The following is a 25,247-nucleotide window of genomic DNA, read 5'->3' as shown; positions in this document are numbered from 1 at the left end:
GGCGACAGATCCTCCGTCCCGGACGGGGGATCTGTCGCTGAGTGGCGCTGCTGCGGATGGCGGATCGTGGGCTGTGGACGGCGGATGGAACCGTCTTGGGCCCGGTCGCGTCTAAAGAGATATGTGGCCTGCAGATCGATACGGACTCATCTGGCGCGGCGTCGCCCTGGATTCCGGAGTCACCGAACGCGAGATCCGGGAGGCCGTTCGCAGACACACGCTGATACCGGTGGGACGGGGCGTGTACGTGACGCGTGAGTCGCTCGGTCCGGACCCGGGGCAGGCGCTGCGGGACCGCTATCGGCTCCGGTGCGTGGCGGCCGCTGTCGGAACCGCCCGCGACTGCGGCAACGTGCTCAGTCACGAGTCTGCGGCCGCAGTCCTCGGGCTCGGGACTCTGCGTCCCGATCTCACGAGCATTCACCTCACCAACGGTCGCAGCAACGGCGGTCACCGTCGACCCCACCGCGTGATACACAGCGGGGGACTGCGCGACGACGAGGTCGTCGAGGTCAATGGGCTCGCGGTGACGTCGATCTCGCGGACCGCGGTCGACGTGGCGCTCTCGGTGCCGGACTTTCCGCGGGCCCTGTCGGTCATGGACAGCGCACTGCGGCTCGGTGCGGATCGCGGCGTACTGCTCGCGGAGCTCGCACGGCCGCGGCGCGGAGTCGCCCGGGCGCGTCGGGCGCTGCGTCATGCGGACGGGCGGTCGGACAACCCCGGCGAGTCGTGGGGCGGGCACAGATGATCGAGGCCGGACTGCCAGTTCCCGAGCTTCAGACCCGCTACCGTCTGCCGAGCGGCCGGACGGCGATCTGCGACTACGACTGGGATGGGTCCGTGGTGGCGGAGTTCGACGGTTTCGGGAAGTACCGGCGGGAGATGCGGAAGCCGGATCAGCCGGCTGACGACGTGGTGATCGCCGAGAAGCTGCGCGAGGACGAACTGCGCGCCCGATCTGCACGTGGTGCGGTGGACGACCGAACACTTGGCGTTCGGGCAGATGGTGCCGCTGCTGCGACGGCAGCTGTCGCGGTTCGGGATCCTCCCCGCGGCATCGCGGACGCGAGGCTCGGTGACGAAACCCCCGTCCCGGACGGGGGATCTGTCGCCGGCAGGCGCGACGTCAGACGTCGAAGCGCGCGTCGGCCGTCGCCCGTCCGAGGAGTCGGTCGCCGTCGTACATGCGGGCGTCGAAGAGGCAGAGACGGCGCCCGAGCTTGACCGGCACGACGTCGATGCGCACGCGGCGGCCGTCGACGACGGGCGACCGGTGGAATTCGCAGGTGAAGTCGATCAGCTGGTAGCCGCCGCCGGCGCGGACATTGCGCTGGGCTCCGAACGAGCACGCCTGGGCGAGCATCGCGGCGATCACTCCGCCGTGCATGGTGCCCATGAGGTTGCGCATCCACGGTGCGGTGGTGAACTGCACGTCGACGGAGCCGTCGTCGCCGGTTCCCGTGACGCCGCCGTCGAGGATCTCTGAGATCGGGCCCATCGGGAGCGAACCGTCGATCAGCTTCGCGACCACCTCGGCACCGGAGAGGGACGGGTCGATCCGCTCGACCGCGGGTACGCCGTCGGGTGCGGGCTGTTCCGGATGCCACTGAAGGTCGCCGCTGGTGGGACGACCGACCCGGACGTTGCGAGCGGTGCCGAAGCACACCGTCTCACCCGCGGACCCGGCGATGGTGACCGACGTGGTGCCGAACGCGTCGTCGTGCATGCGGAGGTCGGCGCTCGCGCGGAGCACGTCGTGGGGCGCGGGACGCCGCACCATCGACATCGTGAGCCGTGCCTGCATCGACGACGACGCGGCGTCGAGCCGGTAGAAGGGAACGCCACCGACGTCGTCGAAGAGCACCGTGAGAGCCGGCAGTTCGATGAGGCCGCGGTGATCGGTGACGCCGCTGCCGAGCTTCTGGACCAACACCGGTGCGTCGACGTCGGTGTCCCGGCCGATGGCGAACGTGGTGAACGGGTCGGCGATCGGCGGGGCGTGACTCGTCATGGGTCCGTCCTATCAGGGGACAGCGCGCGGGGCGAAACTCGCGGACTCGGATGAGACCGGTGCCACTCGCGCGGGGTCCGGAAGAGAAACAATCATTCACGCTTGATTTGTTTGCCGATCCGTGTGACGCTGGGCGCATGGCGATCGTCGATGAACTCGTTCAGGCATTGCAGGCGGAATCGGAATCCCTCGACGGCCTCGTCGCGGAGCTCTCCGACGAACAGTGGGCCACCCCGACGCCGGCCCAGGGGTGGACGGTGGCGCACCAGATCGGTCACCTGCACTGGACCGACCGCGTGTCCCTGCTGTCGATCACCGATCCCGCGGGGTTCGGCGACCTCGTCGAGCAGGCGATGGGCGACCCGTCGGGCTTCGTGGACGCGGCAGCGGAGACCGAGGCGGCCAGGCCGCCCGCCGAACTCCTGGCTGACTGGCGCAAGACGCGCGACCGGCTCGGCGGTGCGTTGGTCGCGGTCCCGGAGGGCACCAAGCTCACGTGGTTCGGTCCGCCGATGTCCGCGGCGTCGATGGCGACCGCGCGGATGATGGAGACCTGGGCACACGGTCTCGACGTCGCCGACGCGCTCGGTGTGAAGCGTCCCGAGGGCGACCGCATCAAGAACGTGGTGCACCTCGGGGTCCGAACCCGCGATTTCGCCTACCTGGTCAACGGGCTCGACGCCCCGGCCGAACCGTTCCGCTACGAGATCACCGCGCCGTCGGGCCGGCTGTGGACGTGGGGACCGGAAGACGCGACCGACATCGTCCGCGGCCCGGCGGTGGACTTCTGCGAACTCGTGACTCAGCGACGGCACCTCGACGATCTGAACCTCGAGTTCATCGGCGACGAGGCCGCCGCGTGGTCGCGGATAGCCCAGGCCTTCGCCGGACCTCCCGGCGCCGGCCGAGCGCCCCAGAGGTCCTGAGCGCCGGCCGCACCCGCACCCACACGCGTGAAACACCAGGAGGAATGATGTCCGACGCATCGCGTCCGGTCCGGATCGGCAACGTCTCCGGCTTCTACGGCGACCGCTTCAGCGCGGTCCGCGAGATGCTCGAAGGCGGCGATCTCGACTTCATCACCGGCGACTACCTCGCCGAACTCACCATGCTGATCCTCGGCCGTGACCGCATGAAGAACCCCGACCTCGGTTACGCGAAGACCTTCCTGCGGCAGATGGAGGAGAACCTGCACCTCGTCGCCGAGAAGGACGTCAAGGTGGTCGTCAACGCCGGCGGACTCAACCCGCACGGCCTCGCGGTGGCGCTCAGGGAACTGGTCGACCGCCTCGACGTGGATCGCCGGGTCGCCTTCGTCAACGGTGACGACATCGTCGGGCGGGCGGGTGAACTCGGGCTGGGATCACCGATCACGGCCAACGCCTACCTCGGCGGATTCGGTATCAAGACAGCGCTCGACGCGGGCGCCGACATCGTCGTCACCGGCCGTGTCACCGACGCCTCGCTGGTGGTCGGGTCGGCGGCGTCGGTCTTCGGCTGGGGCTACGAAGACCTCGATCAGCTCGCGGGTGCGGTGGTGGCCGGGCACATCATCGAGTGCAGCGCCCAGGCCACCGGCGGCAACTATTCGTTCTTCACCGAGATCCCGGACATGACGCGGCTCGGCTTCCCCATCGCCGAGGTGCACGCCGACGGCAGTTCGGTCATCACCAAACACGAGGGCACGGGCGGCGCGGTGCAGGTCGGAACGGTCACGGCGCAACTGCTCTACGAGATCGGCGGGCCGCGGTACTACAACCCCGACGCGACCGCGCGGATCGACACCGTCGAACTCGCGCAGGAGAGCACCGACCGCGTGCGGGTGAGCGGGGTGCGGGGAGAGGCGCCGCCGAAGGACCTTAAGGTCTCGCTCAATCACCTGGGCGGCATCCGCAACGAGTTCGAGGTGGTGCTCACCGGCCTCGACATCGAGGCCAAGGCCGAGCTGTTCCAGAAGCAGTTCGAGGCCGCGCTCGGGCAGCGTCCCGCCGAACTCACCTGGGAGCTGGTCCGCCTCGACCGTCCCGACGCCGACACCGAGGAGCAGGCCAGCGCGATGCTGCGCTGCGTGGCCCGCGACACCGACCCCAAGAAGGCCGGACGGCAGTTCACCGGTGCGGCAGTCGAACTCGCGCTCGCGAGCTACCCGGGTTTCACTCTCACCGCACCTCCCGGCAACGGTTCGCCCTACGGCGTCTTCGAGCCCGGCTACGTCGACGCCGCGCTGGTTCCCCACCAGGTGAACCAGCCCGACGGGGTCACCGTGCGAATCGATCCGTCGCCCCTTCGCGCGGAACCGATCGTCGACGAGAGCGTCCCGGCGGCGGCGTCGTCGACCGACTGGGGCGAGACCGTCGACCTTCCGCTCGGCACCGTGGCCGGTGCCCGATCGGGGGACAAGGGCGGCAGCGCCAACATCGGGCTCTGGGCCCGGACCGACGACGAGTACGCATGGCTCGACGAGACGCTCAGCGTCGCCAAGCTCAAGGAACTGCTGCCGGAGGTCGCGGACCTGACCGTGCATCGGTACCCGCTTCCGAATCTGCGGGCCGTCAACTTCGTGATCGAGCAGGTGCTCGGGCGCGGCGTCGCCGAGAACGTCCGCTTCGATCCGCAGGCCAAGGGGCTGGGAGAGTGGCTGCGCTCGCGCGTGGTACCGATCCCGACCCGTTTCAGCAAGACAGAAGGGAACTGATCCGTGCCCATCGCCAGTGACATCTGGGATTCACCGGAACGGCGTGAACTCCGCGCGAGTATCGCCGGTTTCGCCAAGCGGCACATTCTGCCGTATCAGGACGAGTGGGAGCGCGAGGGACTGATTCCGCGCGAGACCCACCTGGCCGCGGCCGAACTGGGACTGTTCGGTCTCGGCGTGCCGGAGGAGATCGGCGGCAGCGGCGGCGACCTGATCGACTCGATGATCCTGGTGGAGGAACTGCACTGTCAGGGCGTCGCGGGCGGCGTCTTCGCCTCGCTGTTCACCCACGGCATCGCTCTGCCGCATCTGATCGCCGCGAACGACCCGGCCCAGATCGACAAGTGGGTCCGGCCGACCCTGGCGGGCGAGAAGATCGGCAGCCTCGCGATCACCGAACCCGGTGGCGGCAGCGACGTCGGCCACCTGCGCACCAGCGCCGTGCGCGACGGGGACCACTACGTGGTGAACGGCTCCAAGACATTCATCACCTCGGCGGTGCGTGCCGACTTCGTCGTCGCGGCGGTCCGGACCGGAGGGCCCGGCGCCGCGGGAGTCTCGCTGCTGGTGATCGAGAAGGGCACGCCGGGATTCGAGGTGGCGCGCAAGCTCGACAAGATGGGCTGGCTCAGTTCCGACACCGCGGAACTGTCGTTCACCGACGTCCGCGTGCCGGCCGCGAACCTCGTCGGTGCCGAGAACTCCGGCTTCGCGCAGATCGCGCAGGCCTTCGTCACCGAGCGCGCCTCGCTGGCGGCCCAGGCGTACGCGAGCGCGCAGCGGTGCCTGGACCTGACCCTCGACTGGGTGCGGAACCGGGAGACCTTCGGCAAGCCGCTCATCTCCCGGCAGTCCGTGCAGGACACGGTCACGGAGATGGCACGCCGGATCGACGTGGCGCGGACCTACACCCGGGCGGTCGTCGAACGGAAGGTGTCGTCGGGCGACGACCTCATCGCCGAGATCTGCTTCGCGAAGAACACCGCTGTCGAGGCGGGCGAGTGGGTGGCGAACAAGGCGGTCCAACTGCACGGCGGAATGGGTTACATGCGGGAGTCGGAGGTGGAACGCCAGTACCGCGACATGCGCATCATCGGCATCGGCGGCGGCACCAACGAGATCCTGACCGGACTGGCGGCGAAGCGATTGGGGTACCAGGCATGACGGTTCTGAGGAGCAAGATCGACACCTCGTCGGCGGAGTTCGCGGCCAACGTCGAGGCGATGAACGCCAAACTGGCCGAACTCGAATTGGAGTTCCGCAAAGTCCGCGCCGGCGGCGGCGAGAAGTACGTCGAGCGGCACCGCAAACGCGGGAAGATGACCGCGCGCGAGCGAATCGAGCTGCTGGTCGACGAGGATTCGCCTTTCCTGGAACTCTGCCCGCTCGCGGCGTACGGCTCGCAGTTCACTGTGGGCGCCTCGGTGGTGGTCGGCATCGGCGTCGTCGAAGGCACCGAATGCCTGATCGTCGCCAACGATCCGACGGTCAAGGGCGGCACCTCTAACCCGTGGACGCTGCGGAAGATCCTCCGGTGCAACGACATCGCCCGGCAGAACCGGCTCCCGGTCATCTCGCTCGTGGAGTCCGGCGGTGCCGACCTCCCGACGCAGAAAGAGGTCTTCGTCCCCGGCGGACGGATGTTCCGCGATCTGACGCAACTGTCGGCGGCGGGCATCCCGACCATCGCACTGGTCTTCGGCAACTCCACGGCGGGCGGTGCCTACGTCCCCGGAATGAGCGATCACGTCGTGATGATCGAGGACCGTTCCAAGGTCTTCCTCGGCGGCCCGCCCCTGGTCAAGATGGCCACGGGTGAGGAGAGCGACGACGAGGAACTGGGCGGCGCCAAGATGCACGCCCGCGTCTCCGGACTCGGCGACTACCTCGCGGCCGACGAGCAGGACGCGGTGCGGATCGGCAGGCGGATCGTCGCCCGCCTCAACTGGCGCAAGCAGGGACCGGAGCCGATCGCCGAGCCGGTCCGCGAACCCCGGTACAGCCCGGAGGAGCTGCTCGGCATCGTTCCTCCCGATCTGAAGATCCCCTTCGACCCGCGCGAGGTGATCGCGCGCGTCGTCGACGACTCCGACTTCGACGAGTTCAAACCCGAGTACGGCACCTCGCTGTGCACCGGCTGGGCCCGGATCCACGGCTACCCGGTCGGTATCCTCGCGAACGCGCAGGGCGTGCTGTTCTCGGCCGAATCGCAGAAGGCCACTCAGTTCATCCAACTGGCCAACCGCAGCAACACGCCGCTGCTGTTCCTGCACAACACCACCGGCTACATGGTCGGCAAGGAATACGAGCAGGGCGGCATCATCAAGCACGGCTCGATGATGATCAACGCGGTGTCGAACTCGACGGTGCCGCACATCTCGATCCTGATGGGCGCGAGTTACGGAGCGGGCCACTATGGCATGTGCGGCCGGGCGTACGACCCCCGCTTCCTGTTCGCGTGGCCCAGCGCCAAGAGTGCGGTGATGGGCGCCGCGCAGCTCGCGGGCGTCATCTCGATCGTCTCCCGTGCGGCCACCGAGGCACGCGGCGGCACCGTGGACGAGGAGGCCGACGCCGGAATGCGCGCCATGATCGAGGCGCAGATCGAGGCCGAGTCGGTGCCGATGTTCCTGTCCGGGATGCTCTACGACGACGGCGTCATCGACCCGCGCGACACCCGGACGGTGCTCGGCCAGGCGCTCTCGGCCATCGCGTCCGCCCCGGTCGAGGGCACCAGCAACTTCGGCGTCTTCCGGATGTGAGGAATCTGCACATGACTACAGCCATCTCTCAGAAGCCGATCACCAGCGTGCTCGTCGCCAACCGCGGCGAGATCGCGTGCCGGGTCTTCACCACCTGCGTCACGATGGGCCTGCGCACCGTCGCGGTGTACTCCGATCCAGACGCCGACGCCCCGCATGTGCGGGCCGCCGACGCCGCGGTCCGACTGCCGGGTTCCACCTCGGCCGAGACGTACCTGCGCGGTGAGAAGATCATCGCCGCCGCACAGGCGGCGGGCGCGGACGCGATCCATCCCGGGTACGGATTCCTCTCGGAGAACGCCGAGTTCGCGCAAGCCGTGATCGACGCCGGACTGACGTGGATCGGTCCGCCGCCCGCCGCGATCACCGCGATGGGCTCCAAGGTGAACGCGAAGGCGCTGATGGAGGGCGCCGGTGTGCCGGTGCTCAAGGACATCGATCCCGAATCGGTCACCGCCGATGATCTTCCGCTGCTGATCAAAGCCTCCGCGGGCGGCGGCGGACGCGGCATGCGGATCGTCCGCGAACTGGGCGAGTTGAGCGACGCCGTCGCCGCGGCCCGGCGCGAAGCGGAGTCGGCGTTCGGCGATCCGACCGTGTTCTGCGAGCCGTACATCGAGCGCGGCCACCACATCGAGGTCCAGGTGATGGCCGACGACCACGGCCAGATCTGGGCGGTCGGCGAGCGGGAATGCTCGATCCAGCGCCGGCATCAGAAGGTGGTCGAAGAGGCTCCGGCACCGCTCGTGGAGCGGATCGGTGCCGACATGCGCGACAAGCTCTTCGCGGCCGCGCGCAAGGCGGTCGAGTCGATCGGCTACCGAGGCGCGGGCACCGTCGAGTTCCTCGCCGACGAGACCGGCAAGTTCTTCTTCCTGGAGACCAACACGCGACTGCAGGTGGAGCATCCGGTCACCGAGCTGACCACCGGCGTCGACCTCGTGGAGTGGCAGCTGCGCGTGGCCCGGGGCGAGCCGCTGGGACAGATTCCGGCGACCGCTCCGGCGGGCGGCGTCGGCCACGCGATCGAGGTGCGGCTCTACGCCGAGGATCCCGCGCACGACTGGCAGCCGCAGTCGGGCACCGTCGCGCGCATCGACCTCCCCGCCGCCACCCGGTTCGGGCTGCTGGAGCGGCCCGGGGTCCGCGTGGACTCGGGAATCACCGACGGCAGCGAGATCTCGACCTTCTACGATCCGATGCTCGCCAAGGTGATCTCCTGGGCTCCCGACCGCGACCAGGCGGCGGCCGTGCTGGCCCGTGCCCTCTCGGACGCGCGCATCCACGGTGTCGTCACCAACCGCGACATGCTCGTGAACACCTTGCGCGAGGCCGACTTCCTCGCCGGCGCGACCGACACCGGCTACCTCAGCGACGAGCGGATCGCCGAGTTGTCGCGGCCGCTCGCCGGCGACGGCGCGGACGTGGTGGCGGCGACCGTCGCGGCGCTGGCGCAGTCGGCGCGCAACCGCGCCGACGCCCGTGCGGTCCCGGCGGCGCCGTCGGGCTGGCGCAACATCGCCTCCGACTACCAGCGCAAGACCTACCTCGCCGCCGATGGGACCGAGATCGTGGCGCGGTATCGCTTCGGGCGCGACGGGCGAGCCGAACTGCCCGATCTGGACGATGCGACCGTGGAGTCCGTCGAGCCCACCGAGGTGGTGCTCTCGCGCGGCGGCGTGGTGCGCCGCTACGAGGTGAGCGCGGTCGGCGACCGGGTGTTCGTCGACTGGCCGGGCGCATCGGTGACACTGACCCGCGCACCGCGGTTCGTCGACCCGGCGTCCGTGGAACGGCCCGGTTCGCTGCTGGCGCCGATGCCCGGTTCGGTGATCCGGGTGGCGGTGGCCGAAGGCGATCGCGTGACGGCCGGACAGCCGCTGCTGTGGCTCGAAGCGATGAAGATGGAGCACACCATCAAAGCACCCGCCGACGGCGTGGTGTCCGTCCTCGCGGTGGAGCCGGGACGGCAGCTCTCGGTGGGCGATGTGCTCGCCGTGATCACCGAAGAGGAACCATCCGCGGAGTGAGCCCTCGCGGGACCAGACCTATCTCCAACCGAACTCCAGGAGCCCCAATGAGTTTCATCGAGACCGAAGAGCAGACAGCGCTGCGCGAGGCCGTGGCCGCGCTGGTGAAGAAGTACGGCCAGCAGTACTTCAGCGACTGCGCCCGACAGGGACGCAAGACCGACGAACTGTGGCAGGAGGCCGGCGAACTCGGCTTCATCGGCGTCAACCTGCCGGAGCAGTACGGCGGCGGTGGCGCCGGAATGTACGAGCTCGCGATCGTGATGGAGGAACTCGCCGCCGGCGGCAGCGGGCTGCTCATGATGGTCGTCTCGCCGGCCATCTGCGGCAACATCATCGCCCGCTTCGGAACCGACGACCAGAAGCAGCGGTGGATCCCGGGCCTCGCCGACGGCTCGATCACCATGGCCTTCGGCATCACCGAACCCGACGCCGGATCGAACTCGCATCAGATCACGACCACCGCTCGCCGTGACGGCGACGACTGGATCCTCAACGGCCGCAAGGTCTTCATCTCCGGCGTCGACCAAGCGCAGGCGGTGCTCATCGTGGCGCGGACCGAGGATGCCAAGACCGGCAGGCTCAAGCCCGCGCTGTTCATCGTGCCCACCGACACACCGGGCTTCGAGCATCAGATCATCGACATGGAGATGCTGAACCCGGAGAAGCAGTTCACCCTCTTCCTCGACGACGTCCGGCTCCCGTCCGACGCGCTGGTGGGATCCGAGGACGCCGCGCTGAGTCAGCTCTTCGCCGGTCTCAATCCGGAGCGGATCATGGCCTCCGCGTCGGCGATCGGCATGGGCCGCTACGCGCTCGACCGCGCCGTCGAGTACGCGAACGATCGGACCGTCTGGAAGACGCCGATCGGGGCGCACCAGGCGATCGCTCATCCTCTCGCGCAGGGCAAGATCGAGCTCGAGATGGCCAAGCTGATGATGCAGAAGGCCGCCACCCTGTACGACGCGGGCGACGACTGGGGCGCCGCGGTCCCCGCCAACATGGCGAAGTACGCGGCGGGCGAGGCCACCGCCAAGATCGTCGACCAGGCCATCCAGACCCTGGGCGGCAACGGTCTCACCGTCGAATACGGTCTGGCCGCGCTGCTCCCGCTGTCGCGCCTGACGCGCATCGCTCCGGTGAGCCGCGAGATGATCCTGAACTTCGTCGCGCAGACGAGCCTGGGACTGCCGAAGTCGTACTGATCCCGTTTCGCCGCCCTTTCCAGCGGACGTCGCGGGGTTTCGACTGCGGCTCTCGCCCTTTCAGGTTCGTCGAGTAGCGAGGAACAGAGTGAGGAGCGTATCGAGGCCGTTGACCTGCGCGGTCTCGATACGCCCGACTCGCTTCGTTCGCGGAGAATCGACAATCCGGTAGTTGCGACCAGCCGAGTACGGGCCTTCCTCATCGACCTTCAGAAGGAGAACCATGACCGACGACATCCTCGTCCACACCGCCGTAGACGCGTCCGTCCTCACCGTCACGCTCGACTCACCCGCCAACCGCAATGCGCTCAGCTCGGCGCTCGTCGCGCAGCTGCAGACGGCGTTCGATGCCGCGACCGACGAGGAGATTCGGGCGGTCGTGCTGACGCACACCGGCGGGACGTTCTGTGCGGGCGCGGATCTGGGGGAGGCGCTCAAGCGCGGTCTGAGCCCCGAGGAGGCGACCGCCGAGGGCGGTCGTGCGATGGTCGGACTGATCCGCACCGTCCTCGAACTCGACAAGCCGGTGATCGTCGTCGCCGACGGACACGTCCGTGCCGGTGGACTGGGGTTGGTCGGCGCGGCCGACATCGCGCTCGCCGGACCGGCCGCCACCTTCGCTCTCACCGAGTCCAGGCTCGGCCTTGCGGCCTCGATCATCTCGATCCCGTTGCTGGCCAAGATGTCCGCCCGGGCAGCCGGCCGATACTTCCTGACCGGAGAGAAGTTCGGCGCCGACACCGCGGCCGGGATCGGCTTGGTGACCGCCGCCTGCGCCACGGACGACGACCTCGCCGCTGAACTCGACAGTGTGCTGGAAGGCATCCGCAAGGCGTCCCCGCAAGGACTGTCGGTGAGCAAGAAGCTGACCACCGCGGCGCTGCTCGACGGCTTCGACGTGCAGGCGCAGGCGCGCGCCGAGGAGTCGATGCGACTGTTCGCGTCCGACGAGGCGCGGGAGGGAATGACGGCCTTCCTCAGCAAGCGTCGACCGGAGTGGGACACTAGCCGCTGATGAACGCGCCACTCCGTGAACCGCAGCAGGACCGGTCCCGAGCCACTCGGGAGCGGCTGCTGGCGTCGACTGTCGACTTGCTCGCGACCCGTGGCTGGGCCGCGACGACGGTCGCGAAGGTCGCGGAGGAGGCCGGTGTCTCACGAGGCGCGGCGCAACATCACTTTCCGACGAGGGAGGCGTTGTTCACCGCGGTCATCGAGCAGATGTACGACGACATGACCGAGGACGTCGGACACTCACTGGAGAGCATCCCGTCGGGCCCGGGCCGGATCGCCGCGGTGGTGGAGCAGGCCGTCTCGATCTATACGGGAACGTCGTTCAAGGCCGCGCTTCAGGTGTGGGCCGCCGCGGCGTCCGATCCCGCCCTCGCCGACGTGATCCGTCCGCTGGAGGCCAAGATGGGCCGAGCGGCACACGCCTTCGTCGTCTCCGGACTCGACCCCGACGGGACCCGCCCGCAGGCCTACCGGCTGGCGCAGATCACCCTCGACCTCGCCCGCGGCTTCGGCCTGGCCGACACGCTGACCGACGATTCGCGCAGACGCGCCGGGGTCCAGGCGGCGTGGGTGGAGCAGCTGACCGCGGCCTTGGACTGATCGCGCCGGGGCTCGGGTCAGGAGTGCGCCATCACCTGCAGGGCGATCACTGCCAGCGCCAGCGCGGCTTCGATCGTCAGCATCACCACCTGCTGCTTCCAGCTGAGGCCCACCCGATGTACGGCTCTCGCGCAGATCAGGACCAGGGCGACGGTGAGGGCGATCGTCGACGCGAGCAGCGCCGCGTTCACGTCCCAGCCGGTGATCAGGCTGACACAGAGGAACACGAAGGGCAGCGTCACCGACGACAGCGCGCCGAAACTCGTCCGCACGGCGTGCGCGAACTCGTGACGGCTCATCATCACGCCGTGGACCACCGTGTGAGCGAGGACGTCTGCGGTGAAGACGGCGAGCACCGTGCCTCCGAGCGTCACGGCGAGGGTGGCCAGCGCGGCGGGGGCGCTCACGTCCCCGTGCGCTCGGATCGCCAGCGTCACCGAGAGCGTCGCGAAGACGAGATAGATGGACTCCTTCAGAACCGCAGCCTGTTCCTCTCGGGTCGGCTGCGCGCGGGTGCCGGACATGCACAGAGCGTAGTCGGGCCCGCCGCGGCGTAGGGTCGGTCGTGGTGGCCGGGTAACGGCCACGCGCGAGCAGAAGGGGCGGGCATGGACGACGGTCCGGTGCGCGGTTTCGAAGCGATGATGGCCTCGATCGACTCATCCGTCTACCTGGTGACGGCAGCCGCCGACGGTCGCCGAGCGGGTTGCCTGGTGGGTTTCGCCGCGCAGATGAGCATTGAACCGGAGCGGTTCGTGGCCGGGATCTCACGACAGAACCACACCTATCCCATCGCCGCGGCGACCGGTCACCTCGGTGTGCACGTGGTCTCCCGCGAGCACCTGGATCTGGTGCGACTGTTCGGCGGAGAGACCGGGGACGAGGTCGACAAGTTCGAGCGCTGTCGATGGGTTCCGGGACCGCACGGCGTGCCGATCCTGTCCGACGCCGAGGCCTGGTTCGTCGGCCGAGTGCTGGCTCGGCACGACGTCGGCGACCACACGTGCCACGTCCTCGCTCCGGTCGCCGGCGGCGGGTCGGCCGGCGGGCGCGGAGGCTTGGCGGGACTGGCCGACGTCGACGACCTCGAACCGGGGCACCCGGCCTGACGCACGGCGGGAGGACATCCTCCTGGCGACCGGCGAATGGAAACCGCGGGCCCACCGGTGTCGATCACCGATGAGCCCGCGGAGTTCGGGGGGACGAGGCCTACGACTCGTGCATGATCACGCCGCGGATGTTCTTCCCGTCGCGCAGATCCTGGTAGCCCTGATTGACGTCCTCCAGTGAGTAACGCTGGGTCACCAGCTCGTCGAGCTTCAGCTGACCGGCGTCGTACAGGCGCAGCAGCTTCACGATGTCGTACTGCGGATTCATCGAACCGAAGAGCGTGCCCATGATCGTCTTCTGGTTCAGCGTCAGATCCGCACCCGAGACCTGGACGGTGAGCTTGGCGGGGTCGGCCAGACCGGTGATGACCACCTTGCCGCCCTTGCCGATGACAGCGGTGGCCGCCTGGACCACCGGGACGTCGACGGTACCGACCAGGATGAGGGCGGCGTCGGCGCCCTTGCCCCAGGTCAGCTCGGTCACCTTCTCCTGCGCCTCCTCGGCGGTCGCGAAGGCGTGCGTGGCGCCGAACTTCAGCGCCTCGGTGCGCTTCATCTCCACCGGGTCGACGACGACCACGTACTTGCAGCCCGCGCTGACCGCGCCCTGAACCGCATTGATGCCGAGGCCGCCGATGCCGTAGATGACGGCGGTGTCGCCCGCGCGCAGATTGCCCGCGTTGACCGCTGTGCCCCAACCGGAGGGGACGCCGCAGCCGACGAGGACAGCGGTCTCCAGCGGCAGCCAGTCGTCGACCTTGACGACCGAGTGCTGCGAGATGGTGGCACGCTCGGAGAACGTGCCGAGCATGCACATGGCGCCGAAGTCCTGGCCGTTCCCGTGAAAGCGGAAGGTGCCGTCGGGCATGGAGCCCTCGAGGATGGTGGCGCCCATGTCGCACAGGTTCTGCCGGCCCGTGGAGCAGTAGCGACAGGTGCCGCAGTTCGGGATGAAGCTGCACACCACGTGGTCGCCGGGCTTCACCTTGGTGACGCCGGGGCCCACCTCCTCGATGATTCCGGAGCCCTCGTGACCACCGACGATGGGGTAGCGGGGCGGGAGGTCGCCGTCGGTGAGGTGGAGGTCGGAGTGGCAGAGGCCTGCGGCGGTGTACTTGATGAGGACCTCGCCCGGGCCGGGGCCGTCGAGGTCGAGTTCCATGATCTCGAAGGGCTTGCCGGGCTCGAGGAGGACTGCTGCTTTGGTCTTCATGAGGGGTCCTTTGATCAGAGAGCGATGTTGACGGACTTGGTCTGGGTGTAGAGGTCGAGGGCGGAGTCGCCGAGCTCGCGGCCCCACCCCGACTGCTTGAAGCCGCCGAAGGGGAGGGCGGTGTCGAAGCCGTTGTACTGGTTCACCCACACCGAGCCGGCCTTCACCTTCGCGGCGGTCCGGTGTGCCTTCGAGATGTCCTTGGTCCAGATGCCCGCGGCGAGACCGTAGACGGAGTTGTTGGCGGCGCGGGCGACGTCGTCCTCGTCGTCGAACGGAAGGGCGGCGACGACCGGACCGAAGATCTCCTCCTCGACGATCGAGTACTCCGGCTTCACGTCGACGAAGACGGTCGGCTCGATGAAGTAGCCCTGATCGCCCCAGCGCTTGCCGCCGGTGAGGGCGCGGGCGCCGTCGGCCAGACCCTCGTTGATGTAGCGGGAGACGCGGTCGAACTGTTCCTGCGAGACCAGCGGTCCGAGCTCGGTGGTCGGGTCGAGTCCCGGTCCGATCTTGGCCTGCGACGCGGCGTCGGCGACAGCCTGCGTGAACTCGTCGAAGATGCTGCGCTGCACGAACAGCCGGGTGCCCGCGACGCAGCACTGGCCGTGGTTGAACATCCACGCGGCCACCGATCCGGCGACCGCGGCCTCGATGTCGGCGTCGGCGTACACGATGTTCGGGCTCTTGCCGCCGAGCTCGAGGGAGACCTTCTTCAAGTTGCCGGTGGCGGCCTGCACGATCTTCTTGCCGACCTCGGTGGAGCCGGTGAACGCCACCTTGTCGACGTCCATGTGCGCCGACAGTGCGGCACCCGCCTCGCCGAAACCGGTGACGACGTTGACCACGCCGGGCGGGAAGCCTGCCTCCTCGAAGACCTGGGCCAGCATCAGTGCGCTGAGCGGCGTCTGCTCGGCAGGCTTCAACACGACGGTGTTGCCCGCGGCGAGCGCCGGGGCGAGCTTCCACGTGGCCATCAGGATCGGGAAGTTCCACGGGATGATCTGCCCGCACACGCCGAGGGACTCTCGGCGGGTGTAGGCGTGGAACTCGGCGTCCGGTCCGGCGAACGGCATCGACGGGGTGATCGACGCGCCCTTGATCTTGGTTGCCAGGCCGGCGTTGTACCGCCACACGTCGGCGGACCAGCCGACGTCGACGGCGGTGGCGATGGCGACGGACTTGCCGTTGTCGAGGGCCTCGAGCTGACCGAAGATCTGGGCGCGCTCGGACAGGATGTCGCCGACGCGCCAGATCAGACGCTCGCGCTCGTTCGGCTTCATTCGACCCCACGGGCCCTCGTAGGCGGCGCGGGCGGCGGCGACCGCCCGGTCGATGTCGGTGGCGTCGCCGTGCGGGACATTGGTGATGGTCTGGCCGGTCGCGGGATCGACGGTGGCGAACGTGCGGCCGGACGCGGCGTCGACCCACTGTCCGCCGATGAGCATCTGGCGGTCGCGGGAGACGAAGTCGGCGACCTCGGGAAGCAGGGCGGAGTCGAGCGTTGCGGTCATGGGACCCTCCTGGTGCGCGTGTGATGGTTCTGCCGCCTGTGATGTGGACCACTGCGCGGCGTGCATCATTTATCGCCCGTTTCCAGGGGGTGTGCGTGTGCAGAAACTGAACAGCGCGGGTGGACGGTGCTGGACGGTCGGGTCAGCGGCCGATGCCCAGCGCCCGGATGCGGGCGTACAGCGTGGTCCGGGAGACGCCCAGGGCCTTCGCGGCGTGGGACTTGTTGCCGGCCGACGCGTCGAGCGCGTCGATGATCGCCTGCCGCTCCGCCTGCTCCATGCCCATCAGTCGAGAGGCGCGGGTGGATCCGCGGTACTCGGCGGGCAGGTCGGCGGCGGTCACCAGGCGGGAGCCGCGCGCCAGGACCGCCGCGGCGGCCTCGTCGAGCACGATCGACAGCTCGGTCAGATTGCCCGGCCACTCCTGGCAGACCAGGGCGTCGGCGGCGTCGGATCCGAGCTCCAGCTGGGAATCGATCCGCTCGACGAGTTGCTGTCCGATGGCGGCGATCTCACTGGTCCGCTGGCGCAGCGGCGGCAGCGTGATCCGGCTGCGGCAGCGGCCGAGCACCGCGGCGAGGGAGGACGAACCACCCGTTGCCGGCTCCGAGATGACGACGATCGGCGGCCTGCCCGGCTCGTACGTCGCGATCGCCGTCTGGAGGAGGCGGAGCGAGCGGTCGTCGAGGAGGTCGGCGCCGTCGATCACCAGTCCGGTCTCCCGCGACCGCGCTTCTCGGATCGCGCCGGCGAGGTCCGGGACGGTGCCGTCGAGCAGGCGGGCGGCGACGTCGAGCAGCACTCGATCGGCGGGGACCAGGGCCTCGGCGCGAGAACTGCGACCGGTTCCCGGCTCGCCGCAGATCGCGATCGACGCCACGTCGGTGGTCGTGGGGGCCGCCAGGACGGAAGCCTGGTCGTGATCCAAGCGCGGGCGCAGACGGAAGACGGCCGCGTGCCGGACACCCGGGAGACGGTCGACGGCGACGTCGGCGACGATCCCCGACACCAGCGTCATGGTGCGGTCGCGAGAGGAACCCTCGTGGACCATCATGCGCAGGGTGCCGAAGTCGCCCGGGCCCAGCAGACCGGCCGCGAGAGTGTTGGTGAGCTGCAGGTCGTCGCCCACCGCGGCGACCGCGACGTCGCGCCGCCGGGATGCCTTCTCGAACGCCGCGACGACGGCCCGGTGCTCGGCGTGGGAGCGGTTCAGCAGTCGCTCGGCGATGTCGTCGACGAGCCCGCGGACCAGCGGCACCGACAGCGGGTTGATGCGGGGCGCGATCTCCGTCATGCAGATCACGCCCGCCACGCGGCGGGTGGCGGGGTGGATGATCGGGCGGCCGAAGCAGCTCAGCCTCCGGAACTGCTCCAGGTAGTGCTCGCCGCCGTTGATGACGAGGTCGCCGCGGACCTCCGCGGTGGTGCCGAGGGCGGTCGTGCCCATCGCCTCCTCGTCGAAGGCGGCGCCATCGACGGCACCGGAGTCGGCGAGATGCCGCTCCAGGGTGGTGTCCGCGGACACCCGGGCCACCATCCGACTCTGGTCGTCGACCAGCAGTAGCGCCGTCTTGGTTCCGCCGAGGACCTCGGCCGCGCGCGCGAGCACGGGCCGCGCGGCGTCGAGGAGCGGGTCGGCGGCGGCGATGTCGGAGAGCGTCGGGACGGGACGATCGTCGGGCTCCAGGCCCGACGACTGCACGCGTCGCCACGATGCTGCGATCACGTCGCGCTGAGGGAGCTGGGTTGTCACGGGTCTACTGTGACACGGATTACAGGTGTCGGGCTAGAAGGGCGGTGCGGGTTCCGAGTCCGCTCGCGGCCCCGACTACGGTGACCGGTATGCGCCTGGCGACCTGGAACGTGAACTCTGTCAAGCAGCGGGTACCGCGACTTCTGCCCTGGTTGGACGACCGTCAGCCCGACGTCGTGTGCCTGCAGGAGACCAAGGTGTCCGACGAGGCGTTCGCCGCCGAGCTCGGTGACGAGCTCGCGGCGCGCGGCTACGAGTTCGCGCACGCCGGGCAGGGGCAGTGGAACGGCGTCGCCCTGCTGAGCAGGGTGGGGCTCGACGACGTCCGCGTCGCGTTCCCCGACGCGCCGGGCTTCCCGGACGCCGACGGTGCGCCGGAGGGGCGAGCCGTGTCCGCAGTCTGCGGCGGTGTGCGCGTCTACTCGGTGTACGTGCCGAACGGCCGCGAAGTGGACTCCGACCACTACAACTACAAGTTGAACTGGCTGGAGAAGCTGCGGCTGGCCGTCGAGCCCGACGCCGATACGACCGTCATCTGCGGCGACTACAACATCATCCCGACCGACGCCGACTGCTTCGACCCGGAGTCCTTCGTCGGACACACCCACGTGACGCCTGCGGAACGCGAGGCCTTCGCGGCGCTCAAGGCCCTCGGTCTGCACGACGTGATGCGCGAGCACTGGCCCGACAAGCAGATCTACACGTACTGGGACTACCGCGCGGGGATGTTCCACAAGGACCTCGGCATGCGGATCGACTTCCTCCTCGCCGGCGGTTCGGTGGCCGAGCGCGCGAAGGCGTCGTGGGTGGACCGGCAGGCGCGCAAGGGCACCAAGCCCAGCGACCATGCGCCGGTCTTACTCGACCTGGACGTCGCACCCGACGGCGACGTGGGTCCGGTGGTTCCGCCGCCGTCGCGGCCCTCGAAGCCTGCCGCAGGTTCGGTGAAGCTGCCGCACACGATCGGCGACTGAGAAGCCGGGACCCGGCACCACCTCCGTCGGTCGGACGCACGACACCCCTCCACACCGCCGTCACCAGCGGATACGGTCGAGCACATGGGACTCTTCGACAAGCTGACCGGCACCAAGAAACCTGCCGCCGGAACCCCCGCGCAGCCCGCAGGAGGTCGCGAACGCCATCATGGCGGTGAATCGTCCGACGGCGCCCTTCCAGATCCGACCGGCCCGGTCCGACGAGGGCTGCGACTTCGTCGCCGAATGGCGGATGGTCGACGCCCGCTGGTACGAAGTCTTCGCGAAGGCGTCGCTGACCTCGGTCTTCCAGATCCTCCTGAAGCTGGATCCCGCGCAGCACGAGGTCCGTGCCGTCGACCGTGAGTGGACCGTCGAATGGCGCGCGGGGGTGCCGTCGCTGTCGATGAAGGCCGAGGCCTTCCGCGGGCAGAAGGTGGAGGCGTCGTTCGGGACCGCGTACGCGTTCACCGAGCAGGGCCAGTACGGCCAGGTGTACAACTATCGGTTCCGCACCGGGGAGATCAAAGAGCCGATCCAGGACGCCGTGACCGGCGCCGGGTGGACGTACAAGGGCGTGTCGTTCGGGAAGCTCTGACGGCGCAGTCGTCACCCATCCGAATCAGATCCGTCTCCGAATCCTTGATGGCGTCCGTCTTCGTCGACGCCGCCGCGGAAATGTCGCACCACAGGATCAGGAGACCGCCATGTCAGCCCCGACCGCACCAGTCACTATTCGTCGAGCCCGAGGCGGCCTGAGACGACGCGCCCTCGCGATCATGCTTACTGCCGTCGCGTGTACCGCCGCAGTCCCCGCGGCAGCCGATGCGGCGTCACCCGCGCCGTTCGCCGGGTTCGACCTGTCGGAGTACCTGGGCACCTGGCATCAGCTGGCGGCCGTTCCGCAGGCGTTCAACCTGGTCTGCGCACGTGACACCCAGGCGCGGTACTCGCTCAGCCCGCGTGGCGCTGTCACGGTTCGCAATTCGTGCACCACGTGGACCGGGCAGAAGAACCGGATCAAGGGCACCGCCACCGTGCTGGACACGAAGACCGACGCACGGCTGCATGTGAGCTTCCCGGGCATCCCGAATCCGGATCGCGGGCGCGCCAACTACATCGTGACCGCAGTGGGACCGGACTACTCGTGGGCGCACGTCACCGATTCGCGCCGGGGCTCAGGGTTCGTCCTCTCCCGTACGCCGTCGCTGTCCTCGAAGCAATGGTCCGCCGTCCGACGCGCCATCGCGCGAGCAGGCAACGACGACTGCCTGTATCTGACGTCGCCGACGACCGGTGGCTTCGAGCAGATCCGCCGACTCTGCGACTGATCTCTCCGACCGTCGCACGCCGAGGTCGTCGTGAAGGCGACCTCGGCGTGCAGCGGCTCAGTGCATGCGACCCAACTGGTGCCGGAGGCAGGCCTCGAGCGATCCCCTGCGGAACCGATGTCCCCGGTCGGCGAGCGCTGCGGGCACCGCGCGCTGGTCGGCCAGCGCCAGCTCGCGGGCGCCCTGGTCACCGAGAATCAGCCGTGGGCCGAGCGCGGGCGTCGGCAGCAGCGCAGGCCGCCGCAACACCGATGCGAGAGTCTTCGCGTACTCGGTCCCGGTGACGGGTTCCGGAGCCGTCGCGTTCACCGGGCCGGACAGGTCGGCGTCGTACAGTGCGCGGTGATAGACGTCGACGAGGTCGTCCAGGTCGATCCACGACAGCACCTGCTTCCCGCTGCCCAGACGACCGCCGAGACCCGCCGTGAACAGCGGACGCTGGATCTGCAGGGTGCCCCCGCGCGGGCTCTGGACGATGCCGGTCCGCACCTGCACGGTCCGGAGACCGCCCTGCGCTGCGGGCGCAGTCGCCTCCTCCCACGACCGCACGACGTCTGCGAGGAAGTCGTCGCCGGAGGCGGCGCTCTCGTCGAGCGTCTCGTCAGGCCGTTCGTGCCCGTAGAAGCCGATCGCCGAGGCGCTGATGAACACCGTCGGTCCGTCCGTGGCGCCGACGGCCGCGTCCGCGAGGCGGCGCGTCGGTCCGACGCGGCTGTCGCGCACCGCGGCACGGTGCCGGTCCGTGAATCGGCCGGCGATCGGGGCTCCCGCGAGATGGATCACCGCGTCGACCCCGTCGAGCAGGTCGGCGGCCGGGGCGTCGGGGTCCCACCGACGTTCGTCACGGCTCCGCGGGTCGTGGCGAACGAGGCGGATCACCCGATGGCCGCCGGTGGTGAGGAACGCGCAGAGTTGGGAGCCGACCATTCCGGAGGCGCCGCTGACCGCCACCACCGACGGTGCCAGACCGGCAGCGCGGGCCGATGTGTGGGAGGCGAGGTCGTCGGCCAGCTGCCGGTGCCGATAGCGGAAGGTGGACCGCAGCAGCGTACCGGGTACGGCGGTGTGGACCCGATCGGTGAGGCGGGTGGTGGTCGCGCTCTCTTCGGTGAACACGTGCTCATGCCTCCACGGACCGGACAGCAGGGCGGGAAGGGTCGCGATCCCGTCGGAGATCCGCTCGTCGACGAACCGATGCGGCGGGTCGTACTCATCGACGAGATGCTGCGCGCGCCATCGCAATCCGCCGGGCAGACCGAGGATCGCGTGCCCGTCGGCGATCGACGACGCCTCGCGGACCGCCCGCATCGGCTGCCACGGCGGGAGCAGCCGCAGCAATGCTCCACGGCGTTCGTGCCATGCGAAGACCTCGTCGATCGGGGCATCGAGAAGGACGGTGTGCTCAAAGCTCATCTGGGTTCCTTACCAGTGGTGGTTCGACGCTGATTCATGACGCTGAGTGATTCGGAGCCGATGCTCACCCGGATCGCCTGACGTCATCCACCTGAGACACCGAGGACCGATCCGAAGCGGCGACCGCTCCGAATGACTGCAGTGTCCGGACAACGGAAAGGCATGGAACACCGATGAAACTGCTCGACACAGCACTCGACCGAGCGGTGGTCGCCGGTTACTCGCGGGTGGGGTACCGGGTGCGCGCGGCGTCGTGGCCCGACGAAGATCCTCAACCGGAAGTGCTGACCGGGAGGACCGTGGTGGTGACGGGCGCGACCTCCGGCATCGGCGCGGCCATCGCCGCCGGCGCACTGGCGCTGGGCGGTCGAGTGATCCTGGTGGGACGGGATCGCGAACGCGCCGACCGTGTCCGCGCCGACCTCGAGGCACGACGACCCCACGCCCGGGTCAGTATCGAACTCGGCGACATGTCGGACCCCCACGACGTCGACGATCTGGCTGCCCGGCTCGCCGAAGACTCCGTCGACGTCGTAGTGCACAACGCGGGCGTGATGCCCCCTACGCGCACCGAGTCTCCGGACGGGCACGAACTGTCGCTGGCGACCCACGTCCTCGGCCCGATCCGACTCACCGAACGACTGCTCCCGCAGCTCGCGGCGAGCTCGGACGCGCGGGTGATCTTCATGTCGTCCGGCGGCATGTACACCGCGGCGCTGCCGGTCGGTGACATCGACTACCGGTCCGGCGAATACCGCGGTGCGCGGGCCTACGCGCGGAGCAAACGGATCCAGACCGAGATGGTGCCGATCCTCGCCGAGCGGTGGGCGGACGCGAGCGTCATGACGGCGGGCATGCATCCTGGCTGGGTCGACACCCCCGGGGTCGCCGAGTCGCTGCCACGCTTCGGACGCGCGATGGGTCCGCTGCTGCGCACCGTAGAGCAGGGCGCTGACACCGCGGTCTGGCTGGCGGCGACCGCCCCGAGACCTCCGACCGGCCGCTTCTGGCACGACCGCCGCCCGCGCCCGATGAACTACCGGCTGCTGTCGGGAGAAACGAACGAGGCCGACCGTCGCGCCGTCTGGAACGACGTCCTCGCGGCCGCCGGACTCTGAGGAGGAACACAGCCATGATCAGCATGCAGCGCACCGTCACGACGACGGCCCCGGCCGTCGCCGTCTTCGATTACCTGGCGGACTTCACCAACGCCGAACAGTGGGACCCGAACGCAGTGAAGGTGATTCGGCTGTCCGACGACGCCGGCACGCCGAGCGGCGATGTCGTCTACCGCGTCACCAGTCGGTTCGCCGGTCGCGAGACCGACCTCGACTACCGGCTCGTCGACCTGCAGCCGCACACGTTGATCCGCTTGCGCGGGGAGAAGCCCGCGGTGACCGCGGTCGACACCATTCGGATCGAGCCGCGACCGGACGGCACCGCCGTCACCTATGCGGTGGAGTTCGACTTCCACGGGGTGTTCGGCCTGCTTGCGCCGCTGCTGCGCCCCGCGGTCCGCAGGCTGCTGGAACAGGGTGCCGTCGGTCTGTCGGAGGAACTTGCCCGCCTGGGATGATCGGCGTCGGTCGAGCGGGGAAGGGGAGCGGCGCGGCGAGCACCGCGGACCGGCCGACGTCACCCGTACGTGAACGAGAAGACCGTCATGCCCTCAGGGATCGACACCTCGACGCGACCGCGCTCGGCGGCCGAGCTGTGCACGATCCGGTGCAGAGTCGGCGGTCCGCTGATCGGAAGCGAGGCGACCGGCCCGCTGCCGACAGTCCCGCCGTCGCCAGTCCCGCCGCTGCCGGTGACGCTGATCGTTCCGGTGCCGCCCGCGACGATGTAGACGTCCTTCGCGCGGTAGTCGAGGGTGATGGTCGCGTCGTGGTCGGCGCGCGCTCCCTGATAGTCCAGCGTCCAGCGACCGCCGAGAGCGAAGGTGTCGGAGCGAAGTTCGCGGGGCGACTCGAAGTCGGCGGTGCCTGCACGGTAGGGCGTGGAACCGCCGTAGTTGACGACCTTGCCGACTCCCAGATATGTCTCGGGAGTGGTCGCCTCGGTGGGCGTGGTGTCTGTCTGTTCGGTGGGCCGCGGCAGATCGATCCCCGGATGCGCGTCGGTCAGCAGCTCTCGGATCAGCCGCTCGGACTGTTCGTATCCGCCCTCGCCGAAGTCGATGTGCCGGACGGTCCCGGACGCGTCGATCAGGTACTGCGCCGGCCAGTAGCTGTTCCGATAATTCGTCCACGTCGAGAACGCCGGATCGAGCGCGATCGGGTACTCGATGCCCAGGCGCCGCGCGGCAGTGACGACATTGGCCGGCACCTTCTCGAATGCGTACTCCGGGGTGTGCACGCCGATCACCTCCAGACCGCTGTCGCGATACGCGCGGTACCAGTCCACGACGTGCGGGATCGCTCGCTGGCAGTTGATGCACGAGTACGCCCAGAAGTCGATCAAGACCACCTTCCCCCGAAGGTGCGACAGGGGCAGCGCCTGGCCGTCGGGAGTGTTGAACCAGTCGGTGATGCCCGTCAACCGGGGTGCGGCGCCGCAGCTCTGCAACTCCTCGGCGCCGTCGGTGCAGTTGCTGAGCTGTCGGTTCTCGTCGGTCACGATTCCGCCGAGATCGAGCCGGCGGTTCAGATCATCGCCGCCGCCGACGGAGTTCTGCAAGGCTCCGGTGTAGTCGGGGATCGTGCGTTGCAGTGCGCCGGGAACGTCGAAGACCAGTCCGACGGCCAACGCGATCATCACCACGCCGCCTGCGACGCGGATCAGGCGCTGCCTGCGGCGAAACGCTCCGACGCGCTCGGCGACTCGTCGCCCGGCGAGAGCGAAGAACAGCAGGGGCAGTGTCGCGCCGATCGCGAACGACAAGGTCAGGACCACGGTGCGGGCCCCGATCTCACCGGTCGCGCCCGCGACCACGATCGCGGCGAGCACCGGGCCCGCGCACGGCACGTACAGCACGCCCAGCGCCAGTCCCAGGCCGAAGCCGGAACGACCTCGACCGACCGAACGCTGGGGCAGTCGTGCGAAGGGCTTCTCCAGGAGCTGCTCGATCCGCGGGAAGATCAGTCCCAACCCGATCGCGGTCAGCACCACCAGACCGGCCCACCGGATGCTGTCCTGGGGCAGGCGCACCAGCGACAGCAGACTCGACCCCACCAGGGTGACGAGCGAGAAACTCGTCACGAGGCCGGCGATGACCCGGTAGGGGCGGGAGCTCTCGGCGAGGCGGTCCCGTCGCGTCGACGCGTCCCCTGCGTCCTCGGCGACACCCTCGGCGTTCCCGTCTGCGTCGTCGGTGCGCGCGTTCTGGGCGCCCGAGAAGAACAGGACCGGCAGCACCGGCAGGATGCACGGTGAGATCCCGGTGATGAGTCCGCCGACGAAGCCGATCGCTATCAGTGAGGTCATGCAGGTCATTCGGCGCGGTACCGGTCCCGGATGGGTCGCGCGGTCGGGTCTAGCAGGCTCGACCGAGAACGCGTCGACATCGGACCCATCCGTTTTCGCGACCGCCCCGAATGACTGACGGCACTGCTGATGACCCAGGCAACCGCCGCGGTCCACGACAAGGGAGAGCAGCCGATGAGAACACGAACGATGCG

General features: G+C 69.2%; 22 protein-coding genes. 15 read left to right on the top strand and 7 right to left on the bottom strand.

Annotated features, from left to right (window positions below; genetic code table 11):
- Positions 1-121: 121 nt before the first annotated feature.
- Positions 122-751 (top strand): hypothetical protein, encoded by a 630-nt coding sequence (locus Y710_RS09845; protein ID WP_231875719.1) that lies wholly within the window; start codon positions 122-124, stop codon positions 749-751.
- A gap of 378 nt (positions 752-1,129) precedes the next feature.
- Here Y710_RS09845 and Y710_RS09840 read toward each other — a convergent pair whose 3' ends face one another.
- Positions 1,130-2,014: a PaaI family thioesterase gene (locus Y710_RS09840; protein ID WP_045536644.1), complete on the bottom strand. Its 885-nt coding sequence runs from the start codon at positions 2,012-2,014 to the stop codon at positions 1,130-1,132.
- 137 nt (positions 2,015-2,151) lie between these two features.
- Between Y710_RS09840 and Y710_RS09835 the strand changes: the two genes are divergently transcribed.
- The 8 genes from Y710_RS09835 to Y710_RS09800 all read left to right on the top strand — a co-directional run bounded on the left by Y710_RS09835 (position 2,152) and on the right by Y710_RS09800 (position 12,320).
- Entirely contained in the window at positions 2,152-2,940 is a 789-nt protein-coding gene (locus tag Y710_RS09835; protein WP_062367396.1) for a TIGR03084 family metal-binding protein, read from the top strand.
- 47 nt (positions 2,941-2,987) lie between these two features.
- Positions 2,988-4,709, top strand: coding sequence for an acyclic terpene utilization AtuA family protein (locus Y710_RS09830; RefSeq protein ID WP_062367421.1), 1,722 nt, complete (start codon positions 2,988-2,990; stop codon positions 4,707-4,709).
- A gap of 3 nt (positions 4,710-4,712) precedes the next feature.
- A complete protein-coding gene (locus tag Y710_RS09825; protein ID WP_045536648.1) occupies positions 4,713-5,873 on the top strand; it encodes an acyl-CoA dehydrogenase family protein in 1,161 nt (386 codons plus the stop codon).
- Positions 5,870-7,471, top strand: a complete 1,602-nt coding sequence (locus tag Y710_RS09820) for an acyl-CoA carboxylase subunit beta (protein ID WP_062367395.1) — start codon at positions 5,870-5,872, stop codon at positions 7,469-7,471. The genes Y710_RS09825 and Y710_RS09820 overlap by 4 nt, the downstream gene beginning before the upstream one ends.
- A gap of 11 nt (positions 7,472-7,482) precedes the next feature.
- Complete coding sequence (locus tag Y710_RS09815) at positions 7,483-9,501, top strand: ATP-binding protein (RefSeq protein ID WP_006894456.1); 2,019 nt, start codon at positions 7,483-7,485, stop codon at positions 9,499-9,501.
- A 47-nt stretch (positions 9,502-9,548) separates the two neighbouring features.
- Positions 9,549-10,706, top strand: a complete 1,158-nt coding sequence (locus Y710_RS09810) for an acyl-CoA dehydrogenase family protein (protein ID WP_006894457.1) — start codon at positions 9,549-9,551, stop codon at positions 10,704-10,706.
- 223 nt (positions 10,707-10,929) lie between these two features.
- Complete coding sequence (locus Y710_RS09805) at positions 10,930-11,721, top strand: enoyl-CoA hydratase family protein (protein ID WP_062367394.1); 792 nt, start codon at positions 10,930-10,932, stop codon at positions 11,719-11,721.
- Positions 11,721-12,320, top strand: a complete 600-nt coding sequence (locus Y710_RS09800; RefSeq protein WP_006894459.1) for a TetR/AcrR family transcriptional regulator — start codon at positions 11,721-11,723, stop codon at positions 12,318-12,320. The genes Y710_RS09805 and Y710_RS09800 overlap by 1 nt, the downstream gene beginning before the upstream one ends.
- Before the next feature lie 17 nt (positions 12,321-12,337).
- On the opposite strand, the gene Y710_RS09795 is transcribed toward Y710_RS09800, so the two are convergent.
- Positions 12,338-12,844, bottom strand: coding sequence for a hypothetical protein (locus Y710_RS09795; protein WP_045539623.1), 507 nt, complete (start codon positions 12,842-12,844; stop codon positions 12,338-12,340).
- Between the two features lie 84 nt (positions 12,845-12,928).
- Here Y710_RS09795 and Y710_RS09790 point away from each other — a divergent pair, with 84 nt between their 5' ends.
- Complete coding sequence (locus Y710_RS09790) at positions 12,929-13,429, top strand: flavin reductase family protein (RefSeq protein WP_045539621.1); 501 nt, start codon at positions 12,929-12,931, stop codon at positions 13,427-13,429.
- A 100-nt stretch (positions 13,430-13,529) separates the two neighbouring features.
- On the opposite strand, the gene Y710_RS09785 is transcribed toward Y710_RS09790, so the two are convergent.
- From Y710_RS09785 to Y710_RS09775, 3 genes are all read right to left on the bottom strand, one after another.
- Entirely contained in the window at positions 13,530-14,642 is a 1,113-nt protein-coding gene (locus Y710_RS09785) for an NDMA-dependent alcohol dehydrogenase (protein ID WP_006894463.1), read from the bottom strand.
- A 14-nt stretch (positions 14,643-14,656) separates the two neighbouring features.
- Positions 14,657-16,156: an aldehyde dehydrogenase family protein gene (locus tag Y710_RS09780; RefSeq protein WP_045539619.1), complete on the bottom strand. Its 1,500-nt coding sequence runs from the start codon at positions 16,154-16,156 to the stop codon at positions 14,657-14,659.
- A 142-nt stretch (positions 16,157-16,298) separates the two neighbouring features.
- Positions 16,299-17,909, bottom strand: a complete 1,611-nt coding sequence (locus Y710_RS09775) for a helix-turn-helix domain-containing protein (protein WP_045539617.1) — start codon at positions 17,907-17,909, stop codon at positions 16,299-16,301.
- 89 nt (positions 17,910-17,998) lie between these two features.
- Here Y710_RS09775 and Y710_RS09770 point away from each other — a divergent pair, with 89 nt between their 5' ends.
- From Y710_RS09770 to Y710_RS09760, 3 genes are all read left to right on the top strand, one after another.
- Positions 17,999-18,883: an exodeoxyribonuclease III gene (locus tag Y710_RS09770; protein WP_045539615.1), complete on the top strand. Its 885-nt coding sequence runs from the start codon at positions 17,999-18,001 to the stop codon at positions 18,881-18,883.
- Positions 18,884-19,052: 169 nt separating this feature from the next.
- Positions 19,053-19,481: a hypothetical protein gene (locus Y710_RS09765; protein WP_231875718.1), complete on the top strand. Its 429-nt coding sequence runs from the start codon at positions 19,053-19,055 to the stop codon at positions 19,479-19,481.
- Positions 19,482-19,662: 181 nt separating this feature from the next.
- Complete coding sequence (locus tag Y710_RS09760; RefSeq protein ID WP_009680164.1) at positions 19,663-20,214, top strand: lipocalin family protein; 552 nt, start codon at positions 19,663-19,665, stop codon at positions 20,212-20,214.
- 57 nt (positions 20,215-20,271) lie between these two features.
- Here Y710_RS09760 and Y710_RS09755 read toward each other — a convergent pair whose 3' ends face one another.
- Complete coding sequence (locus Y710_RS09755) at positions 20,272-21,627, bottom strand: TIGR01777 family oxidoreductase (RefSeq protein ID WP_009680163.1); 1,356 nt, start codon at positions 21,625-21,627, stop codon at positions 20,272-20,274.
- Between the two features lie 173 nt (positions 21,628-21,800).
- On the opposite strand from Y710_RS09755, the gene Y710_RS09750 reads away from it, so the two are divergent.
- Entirely contained in the window at positions 21,801-22,745 is a 945-nt protein-coding gene (locus Y710_RS09750; protein ID WP_045537610.1) for an SDR family NAD(P)-dependent oxidoreductase, read from the top strand.
- A 14-nt stretch (positions 22,746-22,759) separates the two neighbouring features.
- Entirely contained in the window at positions 22,760-23,203 is a 444-nt protein-coding gene (locus tag Y710_RS09745; RefSeq protein ID WP_009680161.1) for an SRPBCC family protein, read from the top strand.
- Between the two features lie 59 nt (positions 23,204-23,262).
- On the opposite strand, the gene Y710_RS09740 is transcribed toward Y710_RS09745, so the two are convergent.
- Positions 23,263-25,053 (bottom strand): cytochrome c biogenesis protein CcdA, encoded by a 1,791-nt coding sequence (locus Y710_RS09740; protein ID WP_009680160.1) that lies wholly within the window; start codon positions 25,051-25,053, stop codon positions 23,263-23,265.
- Between the last annotated feature and the right edge of the window lie 194 nt (positions 25,054-25,247).

The sequence above is a fragment of the Gordonia sp. QH-12 genome, from assembly GCF_001578675.1.
In the GTDB taxonomy this organism is placed as follows: Bacteria; Actinomycetota; Actinomycetes; order Mycobacteriales; family Mycobacteriaceae; genus Gordonia; species Gordonia sihwensis.
This window is presented reverse-complemented; position numbering and strand designations above follow the sequence as displayed.